We start from the raw sequence: 13,558 nt of genomic DNA, 5'->3' as shown, positions 1-13,558 counted from the left end.
GCGCCCAACCCCGACCACTTCGGGCTGCCGGACCTGAAGCTGCCCGAGGCGGGCGGCCGACCGGACAGGGCTGTCAGCCGATGGACATCGTGTCGGTAACGGGAACAATGTTTATCACCATTCCGAGCGCCATTCCGAGCGCCATTCCGGCGACCATGACCGGCCGCCATCCCACCACGCTCCTGAGCCGGCTGCCGAGCGCTCCGGCCGGGTACTGCGGGACGCTCCCGTCGTGGGCCACGATGTCGTCCGGCTCCGCGTCGGCCGGTGTGCGGTCATCGTTGTTCAAGGTTCCCCCTGTGGTGATGGATGTGTTCGCGGGATGCGGACACATCGTCGGTCAACTGTTTTGCGGTGGCCGCAACGCCAAGACGGACGGAACCCGTCCGGCGGCGGCCAGTCTGAGGAGGCCGTGTCCGATGCCGGACAAGCCGTTCATGAAGTCGGGCGAATCCGCGCCGGCCGGTACGGCACACCTGGGTCCATTGCGCCTGAGGTCGGCCAGGAACGCGGCCGCGCGGTGCGGCAGGCTCTCCAGCGCGGCGTCGATGCCTGAGCCGGACGCGAGGGTCAGCAGTTCCAGCCTGCCCAGCTCGCCGCAGCCGAGGCTGTGGGCGGGCAGCATCCCGCCCCGGGCCGCGGCACGCACCGCGCGGTCGAGGTCCGGTCGAGCTCCGCTGGGGACGGCGCCCCGGGAGTCGGCCAAGGCGAACCCCACACCGGTCAGCCCGCTGCCCCAGGAATGGTCGCCGTGGTCGGCCGGCTGCGCCAGGAGAGCCGCGGCGGCGTCGTAGTAGCGCATGCTCCCGCCCTCGGCATCCGCATATCGTGCCAGGGCCCATCCGATGCCGTGGAGCCCTTCGCCGAAGCCCGCGCGGAGCTGCGGTGGATCGGCCGCCAGCAGGCGCTCGGCGCAGAGCGCCGCTGCCTTCGCAGCGCCGGGCAGGCCGGTGTGCCGGTGCACCGCAAGCATCGCGGCCAGGCACCCGGCCAGGCCTCCGGCCACCGTCGGATCAGTTGCGCGCTGCGCCGCCTCGGTCGCCAGGGCCACGGTGGGTTCGATCCATGCCGACACCTCGTCGTCCCGCAGAAGATGGGCGAGGTGGGTCAGCGCGTATGCGAGTCCGCCCAGGCCGCTGAAGGCTCCGCAGCCCACCAGGGACACATGCTCGGGCCGCTCGGAGAGTTCGCTCAGCAGGCGCGGCACCGGTGCGATGGCGCGACGGGCGGCCTCGGCGTACCGCGGGACCGAGGTGAGTCGGCCCAGCTGGGCCAGGAACAGCGCGACGCCCGTGTACCCGCCTGAGAGTCCGGCTCCGAGCGGCAGCACCGCCCAGTGCCGGTTCTCCACCAGATGGAGGCCGAGCCAATTGATCCGCTGTTCGTCGTGGAAGGCTCCGGCGAGGATCTGATCCGCGATGCTCCGGGCCGCTGCGAGGTACTGCTCGGGTGCCGCTACTGGTGCCGGGTGGGGTGCGTGCGGCACGGGACCGGGCCTTGCCGCCGGGCGGCCGACCGGCCGGACGCTGGTCGCCAGCGCCGCGCGGGTGATCCATTCCTGATCGTAGAGGTCCACTGTCCCCATCGCGTCGATCTTGGCGAGCACCTGCTCCAGGGCTGGGGTGGCGAGCGCCCCGGTCAGGACCCGGCCGGAGCCGGCCACCACATCCCGGCCGGACGGGCGATGCGTGAACAGGGGAATGTCACCGGCCCACAGATCGGCCAGTTCCTGGGGGACGATGCGCAGGCCGACATCCGCCTGCACCGGAAGTGCCCGCAGGATGCCGAATTCACGGTCCCGGTCGAGCGCGTCGCCGAGGACGTCGGGGTGTGTGAGCTCGTCCAGCATCGTCGTGTACAGGCGGGTGGGTCGTACGACCATCCTGACCTCGTCCGACGCGAACGCGTGCACGGGACCGCCGGGTGCCGTGAACTCCTCACGGTGGCCCGTGATCGTTTCGTACCCGGTGCGGAAACCGTCGAGCAGCGCGTCGGAGAAGTAAGCGGGGTCGACCTCGACAACCCCCAGCCTGGGCCGGTTGTCGGTTCCGACGTAGTGGGCCGGACGGTGGACGAGGTGCATTTCGTCCGTGCCGGGCGCGGCCCAGCCGGGGGTCTCCAGCGGAAGGGCTCCCGCCTGGCCGCCGCTGAGAGCGGAGACGTCCCACCCGCCGTTCTGTCCGAAGACGAGAGTCGGCAACAGCGCGATACGCAGGACCGATCTGTCCAGAGCGCGCTGGGCCGGGTCACCGTCGTCGTCAGCCGACGCCCCGGCCGCCGGGTGGAAGAGTGTCTCAAGGTCGACCAGGACAGGCTGGTCGGCGCAGGCTATGAGGTTCTCGCAGTGCATGTCGGTGGCATCCAGTGCGTGCAGCACCGCCATCAGCGCGCCGAGGCGCCGGTAGAACTGATCAACCTGCGCTGTGGTGCGGCAGGGCGCGTTCTCGATGTACTCGGCCCAACCGTATGCGGAGCGGTCCAGTACGCGCGGCGTGCGCAGACCGAGCCCGGGAACGCGGATGTTGAGCCACTCCAACAGCTGCGTGAAGTGCTGGTGCACGGCGACGGGGCGAGGCTTGTACACGACGCGGCTTCCGTCGGCGAAACGCAGCACCGCGACGGTGCGGCCCCGGCGGTGGGTGTCGCCCCGCGGGGACACTTCCAGCAGCGGGCCGGGGTCCGGGCCGCGCAGCAGGACGCGGGCGATGTCCGCACGGTCGCGGACAAGGCGGCCGATCAGCTCGATCTCCGCGTCCAGCGCGTATCGGCCGGCCTGCGCGAGTAACCGGGCCAGGACCGGATAGCGGGCCAGCAGGCCCGCCATGCCCTGTTTCTGAGCCGTCTGCCGGACGAACGAAACGAACCGGTCCTGCGGTTCGTCGCCGGCCAGCCTGCCCTGTTCCCGGGCCGTGTTGAGCTCGACGACAAGACAGTGGGCGGCGATGGCGACGAGTCGTTTGGTCAGCCGGTCGACGAACGCCTTCCGAAGCATGGCGGTGTCGGCGGGAAGACCGCTCGAATCGACAGCCCGGGCGAGGTGCTCGCCGGCGGGCGCGGCGAAAGGCGCGCAGATCACTCCGAGCGCGGAGTCCCACTCCGGTCCGCCGGGTACCGTCGGCGCGTACTCGGGTGCGTCGGCAAGCGCCTGCTCTGCCCAGTCCGCCCAGGCCGGGCGGGTGGTGCGGGCTGCCAGGTCCGACGCGCTCTCGGCGAGCAGGGCGATCAAGTCCTCCTCGGTGACCCCGTGTTCATCGCAACCGGCTCCGTGCTCGCTCAAGTCGTCGGCCCACACGTCACGCTGGGCGGCCCAGCGGTGTAGGCGCTGCTGGGCCCGCGCTCGCGTCCGGCCGTCGGCAGGGCGCGCCGGGCCCTCTTCCTGATCCAGCCGTTCCGCGAGGTGAAGTCCGCGTGCCCACCAGGAGCCTCCTGGTGGGCCTGCGGACTTCACCGTGTTGTCCTCGGCCCCTCGCTCGGTTTCCACCCACCGCAGACTTCCAGGGTGCGCCCGGCGCGTATATGGGGGATCTGCCCCCATATTCTTGCCGTGGCCGCACCTCGGCGCCGGGCCGGCACGCGTCGGGATCATGCCGTGCTGGGCCGGACCGGCCCGGAAGCACGGTCCGGAAGTGCGGTGGGAAGCCCGCGCCGCATGCCGCTGTGCCGGCTGTCCGCCGCCACAACTGCCCCGATGCCGGACCGGAATGCCCGGGACGCATCCCCTGAACCGCGCCGTCGCTGCCGGGTGCGGGTCCTGCCCCCGGTCCGGACCGCGGGCCGCCCGGAATTCTGGGGTGCCGCCCCCCAGGCGCGACCGTCCGCCACTCGGCAGTCTTCTCGTCGTCGGCACTCCCGCCGGCTCCGATGAAAGGTGGACCACCATGCAGAACGTCCTGGCCCTCGTGAACCTGGTCGTCGCGGACGACACCGAGCGCGGCCTGTTCGGCACCGAGGCGGTCAGCTGCGGCCAGACCAGCGCCGTCAGCGACCACTGCTGATCCATCGACCGGGGCCCGGGCCGGAGGTTTCCTCCACCGGCCCGGGCCCGACTCATGACGCACCGGATGGAGAGCAATGCGCAGGTTCAACGAGTACTTTGCCGCGGGTCTGGCCGACCGGCGCTTCTACGAGTCGGTGGGCCGCACCGTCACCGACGACGATCTGGCCGACGAGATGAGTACCCGGCTGCCCGACGCGTACGCGGTCGAACGGGAAGGCATCTGGGCCCGGGTGCTGCCGCCCGGGGCGGGCCCGCTGCCCGACCACGGGTGGAAGATCCATCTGTCGGCGGTCCCCGCGGACGCGCAGACCGCGCTGCGGGCGGTCTGCGAGGAGTTCACCCGTGGCCCGTTCGCCTTCAAGTGCCTGCGCTCCACCCGCTTCGTGAGGATGAGCACGGCCCGCTGGTGGGCCCCCGGCCAGATCGGCAAGGTCATCGCCGTCTACCCGCGCTCCGCACAGGAGTGCCGCGAGCTGCTGGGCCGCCTGGCTCCGGTGACCGCCGGAATCCGCGGCCCCTACGTGCTGACCGACAAACGGTACGGGCAGAGCTCGCTGTACTACCGATACGGGGAGTTCAAGGCGCTGGGGCCGCGGGACGTCGACGGCGTACGCGTCCCCCTCGTGTCCGGGCCGGACGGCCTGACGTGGGAGGACGAGCGGGTTCCGGTCTACCGGCGGCCACCATGGATACCGGAGCTGTACGAGGACGATGACGCCGGCAGTGGGCAGACGGGCGCCCAGATCCGGGAGTACCGGGTACTGAGCCCTTTGCACTACGCGGGCACCGGCGGCAGCTATCTGGCGGAGCGGATCAGCGACGGCCTTCCGGTGGTTCTCAAGGAGGCGCGCCCGCACACCGGTTTCGCCGAGGACGGCTCGGATGCGCAGGGCCGCCTGCGCCGCGAGTTCGACGCGCTGACCAGGCTCAAGGGCACCGGCGTCGCACCCGAGCCGATCGAGCTCTTCGAGGAGTGGGAGCACCTCTTCCTCGCCGAGGAGTACATCGACAGCCTGGCACTCATCAGTTTCATCGGCTCCCAGCACCCGTTGACCCGCAACGACCGCCGTCCGGAGGCGATCGAGGAGTACCGGGACGTCATGGCGGACGTGGTGGCCGGGGTGCGCCATGCGGTGACGACCTGTCATGAGATGGGTTTCACGTACGGAGACCTGTCCATCACCAACATCAAGGTGGACCCCGCCACGCGTCAGGTACGGCTGATCGACTTCGAGTCGGTACGCCCGGTGGACGGTCCGCAGGGCATATACCCGTACACCGCCGGATTCGCCCCGCCGCGGGATGCCGTCACCGAAGACGGCCGGGCCTTCGACCTGTTCGGTGTCGACTGCGTGGAACTCGCCATGACCATGCCCCGGAACACGCTGCGTGACCTCGACCCCGGGGCACTCGCCCGCTCAACCCGCCATGTCGCCTCGCTTCTCGGCAAGCCGGTCGACGACCTGCTGGCCCGGCTGGGCCTCGCGGCCGACCCTCCGCGCACAGACCTGTCCGACCTCGGCGCGGTGGCCCGCGGCTGCGTCCGCTTCATCGAGGCGGTGATGAGCCCTGACCGTGACGACCGGCTCTTTCCCGCCGACCCCAGGGTCTTCGCCACCAACCCGTGGTCGGTCGCCTACGGAGCGGCCGGTGTGCTGCGAGCCCTGCATCGGATCACCGGAAGGATCCCGGAAGCCGCACAGGAGTGGACGCACCGTCTGCTGGACACGCTGGAGCGGACGCCGACGGGTCTGTACGTCGGCCGGTCAGGCGTGGCCTGGACCCTGTGCGATGCCGGGCAGCCCGACCGTGCCCAGGAGATCATGGGCGGGGTCATCCGGTCGAACGCGCAGGACCTGCCGAAGGCAGCCGACATCGCGGCCGGCCGCGCGGGCATCGGCATGGCCGCTCTGGCGGTGTGGGACGCGACCGGCGACACCACCCTGCTGACGGAGGCGGAGCGGATCGGCCGGTCCCTGCTCGCCGATGCCCACGACACCGGGAAAGGCCTCTACTGGCCCGACCCGCGTGGCGGCAGGCAGCCCGTCGGCCACGACTACGGCTCCTCGGGGGTCGCGCTGTTTCTGCTGTACCTGCATTGCGCCACCGGCGAAGAGTCGTTCCTGCGGATCGGCCGACGAGCACTGGCCCACGACCTGGCCCAGGCGATCGACCACGACGCGGGCATGCTGTCCTTTCCGCAGCGCGTCGGCGGCGGAGCGGCCACACCGTACTGGTCGCGCGGCGCCTCCGGAGTCGGTACGGCACTCGTCCGGTACTGCCTGGTGACGAGTGAGGAGCGGCTGCGGTCCGTGCTGGACCGACTGCTGCGGTCGCGAGCCGGCGGGCTCACCGTCAGCCCCGGGCTGTTCAACGGCATGGCCGGCCTGGCCAACTTCGGGCTGGACTGCGCACATCTGCTGGGGCTGCCGGAGGCGCGGGCCCTGGCGGCAAGCACGGGCGCGGCCATCGCGAGTCTGGCCGGCGAGCAGCCGGAGGGCATCGCCTACGCGGGCGAGGGGTTCGTGCGATTCAGTACGGACTTCGCCACCGGAAGCGCCGGGATCGCGCTGGTGCTCGACCGGGTGAACCGCGGCGGCCCGGACTTCAACTACACGCTGGACCAGTTACTGCCAGGAGGCCCCGATGCCTGACGACGCGCTGGGAGTGATCGTCTGCGGATCGAGCGCGGCCGTAGCGCTGCCCGGCTACCTCTCCAGACTTCGGCGCAGTCTGCCGCACACCCCGCTACGGGTGCTGCTGACGGCCGCCGCTGAGCGCTTCGTACGGCCTGAGGTAGTGGGCTGGTACGCCGACGAATGCGTGACGACCGCGACCGGCGGCTTCAATCCCACCGAGTTCGCATCGAGTTCACGGGGGATCACGGTGTTGCCGGCAAGCGCCAACACTCTGGCCTGCACCGCTCTTGGACTGGCCGGAACCCCGGCCCAGACGGCGCTGCTGGTCGCGGAGCCACCGGTCCTGTTCTTCCCCAGCATGAACCGCACCATGTGGTCCCGCTCCTCGGTACGCAGTCATATCGTTGCGCTCCGCGCCGAGGGGCACACGGTTGTGGACCCGTCGCCCGGTGAGGCCTACGAGATCTGGCAGCGGAAGATCGTCTCCACCCTGGTGATGCCCGGGCCGGATCCCGCCGTGGAGGTGATCACCACGTGGTGGGAGGAGCGTAAGGAGCGTCATGGCTGATCGCGGCTGGGCCGCCCTCCTACGGCTCGCCGACTTCCGGCTCCTGTGGATCGGATCCACACTGTCCGCGCTCGGCTCGCAGCTCACCAGCCTGGCACTACCGCTGTTCGTCCTCGACCGTACGGGATCGCCCACGTCCGCCGGCCTGGTGGCAACCGCCCGCCTGCTGGTGTTCTACGCGGCGCAACTGCCGGCGGGTGTGGCGGCCGACCGGTTCGACCGCCGCTCGGTCCTGATGGTGGCGGACGCGGGGCGGGCGGCGGCGTTGGCCGGTGTCGGCGTGGTGGCGATGACACGGCCGGCCGGGGCGCTCTGGCTGATCGTCGGGCTGATGTCGGCGGAGGGGATGCTCACCGCTGTGGCCAACCTGGCCGCGACCGCCGCCCTGCCGCAGCTCGTCCCCGAGGAGCAGCGTCCCTCGGCGCTCGCCCTGGGACACGCCCAGGGCAACGCGGTGCAGTTGGTCGGCCCGCTGCTCGGCGCCGCCCTCTACCGACTGCACCCGGCCGTACCCTTCGCCTTGGACGCCCTGTCGTACGCCGTGGGAATGAGCCTGGTGCTGTCGGTGCGGGGGCGGCTGGGCGGGGGCGGCCGGATGTCGTCCTCCGTACGGGCCGACATCGCGGTCGGCCTGCGGTTCGTCGCCCGGTCTCGCTACCTCCTGCTCATGATCGGCTGGTCCGCGCTGATGAACTTCGCGACCGCCGGAATCGGCTTCGTCCTGATCCTGGTCGTGGGAGGGCAGGACGGGGGACTGAGTCTGGGCGTATCCCTGACGGTCATGGCAGCCGCGGGACTGGTCGGCGCCGTATGCGCGCCACGTTTCCACGCCGCGAACGAAGACCGTCTGATCCGGGCCGCGACAGCGCTCATCGTGGCTCTGGGCGTGGCCGGCGCGCTCTCGCCCGGCCCGGTGGTGATGACCGTCTGCACGGCCGGGATCGCGTTTCTCGCACCCATCATCGTGGTGCCGAAGAATGCGCGGCTGTACGCGCTCATCCCGGATGAGCTGATGGGACGCGCGCAGAGTTCGCTGTTCCTCATCGGCGGATCGCTGTACCCGTTCGCCGCGTTGGCGACCGGCTGGTTCGTCGAGAGGGGATCGCCAAGCCTCGCGATGACGGCCCATGCGGGAGTGCTCGTCGCGGTGCTGGTGATCACCATGGTTCCGCAGTTCCAGCGCGGGACGCCCGTCCTGACCGTCCCACCCGCTGTGGAGAACACAGAGCGTTGATCCCCTCCTCCCCGCGGTGGACGACTCCGTTGGGATATCCGCAAGATCTGGCTGGTGTGGTCCTGTTCGCAGGCGGTGGGTCGGAGTCGGTCGAGGGTGTGAGGCGCGGGTTCCCCCACCTCGGTGCGCTCGCTGCGCTCGTCAGCCCGAGCCCATCGGCGAGCCGCCGCGGCAAGCTGGGACGTCTTCGGGCCCCTCCTCCTGGCCGACCAGGTGGCCGATGTCGAGCTGGACGTGTTCGCCCCGCGCGATCTGCGGCTCGACCTCCGTGCGCCGCGGCCGGACCGGCGCGACGATCCTCGCCGGTCTGAACCCCGGTGCCCCGTCGGCGTCTTGGCGGACCGCACCGCGCGCACCTTCGCGTCCTGGCGGCGGGAACACCCCGAGGTGCGGATCGTTCAGGGGCCGGCCTGGGCGACGATGCGGTCCATCCACGCTCGTGGCAGCACGGGGTTGGCCGCAGCATGGTCGGCGACCTTGGGCTCCGGGTCGGTCAGCAGTCGTTCCAGGAGGTCCGCGCTGACGTTGGGATGCCTGGCGACTCCCGCGCGCAGGGCCGATTCCTCGCTGTCCCCCAACCGGCGCAGCTCCGCGACGGGCAGCCCGGGGTCCTGAAGGGCGAGGAGGCGCACCCTCGGGTCCGGCTCGTCCGCCAAGCCGCGCAGTTCCGGGCGCGGGAAGTTGGGGTGTTCCACCAGCAGGGGCCGGAAGGGGGAGGGATCACCGTGGGCCCGGACCAGCCGCAGCAAGGTCTCTGGCGGAACGTCAGATCGGAGGGCGGCGGCGTAGCGGACGGATACGTCGGGGTCCTCGTCCAGTCGCTGCCATGCCTCGTCGGGAAGGTCCGTGCTCTCTGCCAGGGTTCGCCGGAAAACCGCGTGCGGGCAGTCCAGGTAGGTCAGCCGCTCGGCGAGCGGCGCTTCCCGCAGCCAGGCGGGCTGGTGGAACGACCAGTGGAGGGCGACCTTGGCGTCGATGCTGCCGGTCGCGACCTCGGCCTTGACCAGCGAGAGCAGGCGGTCCCGGGTCTCGGGTGGGACGTGGCGACCGTAGGCCACCGCGACGCGTACGTATGGGTCCTCGCTGTCCTCTATGCGGGCCACCATGTCGGCGGTCAGGCACGGGTTGCCGGCCACAGCGCGCAGCACCGACTTGTCTCCGGACGCCAGCAGCCGCTCGAACTGCGCGGGTGTCAGTGGGAGACGGCGCGCGAGGTTGGACCGGACGGCGGGATCGGCGAGGCAGCGCTCGCGGAGTTCGGGCGGGACGCCCGGGTGCTCGGCTCGCGCTGCTGCGGCCCGCACCTCGGGATCCGCATCGGTGAGCAGCGCCGACTGCACGGAGGCGGGCCGATCGTGCCAGTCCTGCGCGATCGCCGCGCGCACCCTGGGGTCGGAGCCGGCTGCGAGTTCCGCCGGCGGCCGGCCGTATGCCTCGACCAGGGACTCGACGCCCAGCCCGGACCCGCACTCCACCATGGTGCGAACGAGGTCTGCGCGCGCGTCGCGGATCGCGGGGTCGGGATGTCCGGCGATCCGGCTGCGCATCGCCGGGGAGACCCGGCGCCCGTGCAAGTGCGCCGCCGAATCGCTGCCGCCGTGGGTCAGCAGGGCTTCGGCGACCGCGTCCGGCAACTGCCCCTTGCGCATCAACAGCCCGTGACGACCCGCATCGTGCGCGGCCAGGCGCACCAGGACACCCGTCGGGGCAGCCGGGTTCCGTCCGAGCCCGGACAGCTGCGGCTGCTTGAGATGCACCATCCGCCCACGCTAGCCGAGTTGCACCGGACGCCGAATCCTTCTGTACGGGTGCCTGTCGCTTGCCGCTGCCGGGTCATGTCCTTGACACTGTGGCGATGATCGCTTGGTTCGCGTGGGCCGGTTACGTCCTGGGCTATGCGGCCCTCGTGGCAGGAGCCATTGCGCTCGACGACAGGGTCCACGCGAAGGCCCTGGCCCGCTACGAGGCCGCGAAACCGGACCCCGTCGACGCCGTACCGGACGACGACCTCCGGTTGGGGATCACCGGCGTCGCCGTCCTCGTCCAGGGGGACGGCGGAACCCATCGCGCGTTCTGGACGGTGATCATCGACATGGTGGCACGGGGAGTTCTGGAGCCGGGCACGACGTACGACGGGAAGCCGACTCTGCAGCACTCGGCCCGCCGTCGGAGAAAGCTCGCGCGCGACGCGTCGGACACGGAGCGGCAGATCTGGTCCCTCGCGTCCTACCGGAACCCCGCTTCCGTGGCCCCGCACGGCGTCACGCACCCGATCGCCCAAAACCTGCTCGCAGAGGGTTACTTACGCGGCAAAGGAGTGTTCATCGACTTCAAGGCGCCTCGCCCCGTGTGGTGCTGGACGGTCGCCGCACTGAGCCTGCCTCTTGCCGCGCTGGTGGTGTTCCTGTTCCTGCACTGGCGGTACGCACTGGTGGCGGGGTTGACGGCGATGGCGATGGTCGTGGTCGCCTGGGTACTCACCATGGCGGACGACGGGAGGCCCGAGGAGTTGCGGTTGCCGGTGCTGACGGAGCGCGGCGATCAGGCTGTCCGTCAGGCGCGGGCGCGTCACGCGCATCTGGACCCGGCAAAGCGGACCGAGCCGTACGCTCCGGGTGAGGCGGCGGCCGCCTACGCCGTCTTCGGCCCGGAGGCGTACAACCACTTCGCCGCACACACGCCCGGTTTCTCCGCCGCGGTCGACGAAGGCACCGACGAACGCCGGCGGAACAAGGCCGCCGAGGAACAGCAGCGCAACCGGACCAACTTCAACGCGTGAAGGCGCCCCTCCCCTCGCCTACCGGTCGTTTCTGACGGGGAGCAACGATGGCGCGTTCTGGCCGAGCACAAGGACAGACAGCCACTTCTGTCCGGCTTCGACGACGAAGAAGCGTACTTCGCGGCATGCAGCGCCTGGATGACGTCGTCTGACGGACTCTTCGACTGGGTCACGTGCGGTGCGTTCTGTCAGGGAAGAGGCTGCGAAGGGCCCGCGAAGGGTTCGTTCATCCAGTTCTGGAAAGGCACAGCGTTACTCGGAATGACTCTGGGGTTGGTCCTGTCGCCGGTGATCACGGCTTCCATCGTCTCGGTGAAGTCGACGAGTTTGTCCGCGTCGTACCCGGTGATCAACTTCAGGGATGCGGCGGTGGCGCTCACCCAGGACCTGTAGTCGCTGAGGAACTCCCGGAACAGCCCAATGCGATCGTCATCGGTCAGATACTTCTGAGGATCGAGATCGCTGCAGCCGTTCCCCTGGTTTCCCGCTGCCTCGACCCAGAAAGCCTGCCAGTCCCGCAGCCACGCGACCTCCCGGTAGACCGGACTGGCCTCGACGTACATCGCGGCGAGCGCCATGAAGGCGTCCTGCTGCACGTCGTGGGCGTACGCAGCGTTGGCGCGGAAGATGAACATCGAGTAACTCACAGGCTCTCCATGGGAGTTATTATCCCGCGAGCCCCGCCGGGATTGACCAGCATGGTTGCAAGTTCCAGTGCTGTGCAACTGGTTGGGGAGGGGTGCGGCTCTTCTGTAGGGCTTCGGCGTAGTCGACGGGCGGCGTCCGTTTTGTGATCACGCGAGGCCGAGGAGTGCGAGGGGCCGGCGGGCGTGGCGCGCGTTGCGGGGGAGGCCGGAAGCGATGTTCTTCACGCCGTTCATTCGCAGGGCGCCGACGGCAAGGTTGCGCCAGGTCGCCATGGCGCGGGGTGCGGGGTGCGTTGCCGGTCCGTAGCTGGGAGGCGTCCTCGGCGAAGGTGGCGTCGCGGACGTGGTGCAGGACCCTCGATCTTCCAGCGGTCGCGGATGAGCTTCGCGAGCCGGGCGGGACTGGCTTGCTCGGCGGTCAGGCTGGGTGACCGCGTAGACGGTGGTGGGTGACCACGGTTCCGGCCAGGTCGGCGACGGTGTCCAGCAGCGGCTGGAAGCGGGTGGTCTCTCCGGTCTTCTCGCCGACGTCGAGCTGGGCCAGGACGAGCCCGAGACCAGCCGCCGTGGCAGCACCGGATCAGGCCGCACCCCGAGTCGCTCCAGCAAGCACCCGCGGTGGCGCGCCCGCGATCCACTCGCCGACCGTCAGCAGCGAGGTCGCCCCGGCAGCACTGCGCACGCGGTCAGCGTGACGACGACAGCCAGCGTGCCGCACTCCGCGCGGATCGGACGCCGTGCGGATCGCGTGGGTCCGGCACCTGGGCCAGCCGCGGCTATGTTGCGGTGCCCGCCGGGCTGGCGGCGCGGATGTGCCGCCGGCCGCTGGTGCTGCACGAGCAGACGGTGCGCCTCGGGCTCGCGAACCGGAAGCTGGCGTCGGCGGCTGCCCGGATCTGTGTGTCCTCGGAGTCGACGCTGGCATTGCTGTCGGAGTCGGCACGGCAGATCGCTGTGGTGACAGGCAACCCGGTGCGTCCGCAGGTCTTGTCCGGACACGCGGCCAAGGCGGTCGAGGCGTTGGGGCTGCGGGGCTTCGCCCGGCAGCTGCCCACGGTGTATGTGACGGGCGGTGCTCAGGGCTCGCAGCAGATCAACGAGCTGGTGGGCGGGGTGCTGCCGTGGCTGCTGCAACAGGCGAACGTGGTCCACCAGTGCGGCCCGGCTCATGAGGAGGCCCTGAAGGCGCGGGCGGCCGCGCTGCCCGGCGAACTGGCCGGCCGGTACTACCTGGCCGGGTACGTCGGTGCGGAGTTGCCGGACGTGCTCGCACTGGCCGATGTGGTGATCTCGCGCAGCGGCGCGGAGACGCTGGCGGAGCTGACGGCGCTGGGCAAGCCGGCGGTGTTCGTGCCGCTGGCGTCGGCGGCGGGCAACGAGCAGGCTCACAACGCGCGCCATCTACAAGAGGCCGGGGCCGCGGTCGCGCTTGAAGGCGAGGTGACAGGGGCCCGGGTGCGGGAGGCGTTGGGCCCGCTCCTGGCCGATGCCCACCTGCGGCAGGCCATGGCGGAGCGGGCCCGTGCATACGGCCGTCCGGACGCGGCCGACCGGCTTGTCGACGAGATCCTGGACGCCGCGTCCGGCTGAGCGCAGTGAGCCGAGGTGTAGCGCCGTCCCGCCGAGCCGGCCGGCGGCTTTGACCATCGCCTCGTGGGCGGGTTCGCCCTCCCACCTCCCGATCAGCCCGGCCG

General features: G+C 70.9%; 8 protein-coding genes and 1 pseudogene. 5 read left to right on the top strand and 4 right to left on the bottom strand.

All coding sequences use genetic code 11. The features are described from left to right. Positions 1 to 73 precede the first annotated feature (73 nt). Both ACWD4O_RS40915 and ACWD4O_RS40910 read right to left on the bottom strand, forming a co-directional pair. On the bottom strand, positions 74 to 289 hold the full coding sequence (locus ACWD4O_RS40915) for a hypothetical protein (RefSeq protein ID WP_451288117.1): 216 nt from the start codon (positions 287 to 289) through the stop codon (positions 74 to 76). Between the two features lie 51 nt (positions 290 to 340). After that, on the bottom strand, positions 341 to 3,481 hold the full coding sequence (locus ACWD4O_RS40910; protein WP_451288116.1) for a type 2 lanthipeptide synthetase LanM family protein: 3,141 nt from the start codon (positions 3,479 to 3,481) through the stop codon (positions 341 to 343). A 590-nt stretch (positions 3,482 to 4,071) separates the two neighbouring features. Between ACWD4O_RS40910 and lanKC the strand changes: the two genes are divergently transcribed. From lanKC to ACWD4O_RS40895, 3 genes are read left to right on the top strand one after another with little or no spacing between them, the layout of a single operon-like run. Continuing rightward, entirely contained in the window at positions 4,072 to 6,651 is a 2,580-nt protein-coding gene (gene lanKC / locus ACWD4O_RS40905) for a class III lanthionine synthetase LanKC (RefSeq protein ID WP_451288115.1), read from the top strand. After that, positions 6,644 to 7,204, top strand: a complete 561-nt coding sequence (locus ACWD4O_RS40900) for a flavoprotein (protein WP_451288114.1) — start codon at positions 6,644 to 6,646, stop codon at positions 7,202 to 7,204. Before lanKC ends, ACWD4O_RS40900 begins: the two co-directional genes overlap by 8 nt. Continuing rightward, positions 7,197 to 8,438 (top strand): MFS transporter, encoded by a 1,242-nt coding sequence (locus tag ACWD4O_RS40895; protein ID WP_451288113.1) that lies wholly within the window; start codon positions 7,197 to 7,199, stop codon positions 8,436 to 8,438. The genes ACWD4O_RS40900 and ACWD4O_RS40895 overlap by 8 nt, the downstream gene beginning before the upstream one ends. 398 nt (positions 8,439 to 8,836) lie before the next feature. Here ACWD4O_RS40895 and ACWD4O_RS40890 read toward each other — a convergent pair whose 3' ends face one another. Next, positions 8,837 to 10,198 (bottom strand): hypothetical protein, encoded by a 1,362-nt coding sequence (locus ACWD4O_RS40890; protein WP_451288112.1) that lies wholly within the window; start codon positions 10,196 to 10,198, stop codon positions 8,837 to 8,839. Positions 10,199 to 10,293: 95 nt separating this feature from the next. Between ACWD4O_RS40890 and ACWD4O_RS40885 the strand changes: the two genes are divergently transcribed. Beyond that, on the top strand, positions 10,294 to 11,217 hold the full coding sequence (locus tag ACWD4O_RS40885; protein WP_451288111.1) for a TIGR04222 domain-containing membrane protein: 924 nt from the start codon (positions 10,294 to 10,296) through the stop codon (positions 11,215 to 11,217). Positions 11,218 to 11,405: 188 nt separating this feature from the next. On the opposite strand, the gene ACWD4O_RS40880 is transcribed toward ACWD4O_RS40885, so the two are convergent. Beyond that, positions 11,406 to 11,864 carry a hypothetical protein gene (locus ACWD4O_RS40880; RefSeq protein WP_451288110.1) on the bottom strand — a complete coding sequence of 153 codons (459 nt, stop codon included), beginning with the start codon at positions 11,862 to 11,864 and terminating at the stop codon, positions 11,406 to 11,408. A 765-nt stretch (positions 11,865 to 12,629) separates the two neighbouring features. On the opposite strand from ACWD4O_RS40880, the pseudogene ACWD4O_RS40875 reads away from it, so the two are divergent. Further along, positions 12,630 to 13,454 (top strand): annotated as a pseudogene (locus ACWD4O_RS40875) (UDP-N-acetylglucosamine--N-acetylmuramyl-(pentapeptide) pyrophosphoryl-undecaprenol N-acetylglucosamine transferase); the annotation flags it as partial. Between the last annotated feature and the right edge of the window lie 104 nt (positions 13,455 to 13,558).

The organism is Streptomyces sp. NPDC002623 (assembly GCF_053592635.1).
This window is presented reverse-complemented; position numbering and strand designations above follow the sequence as displayed.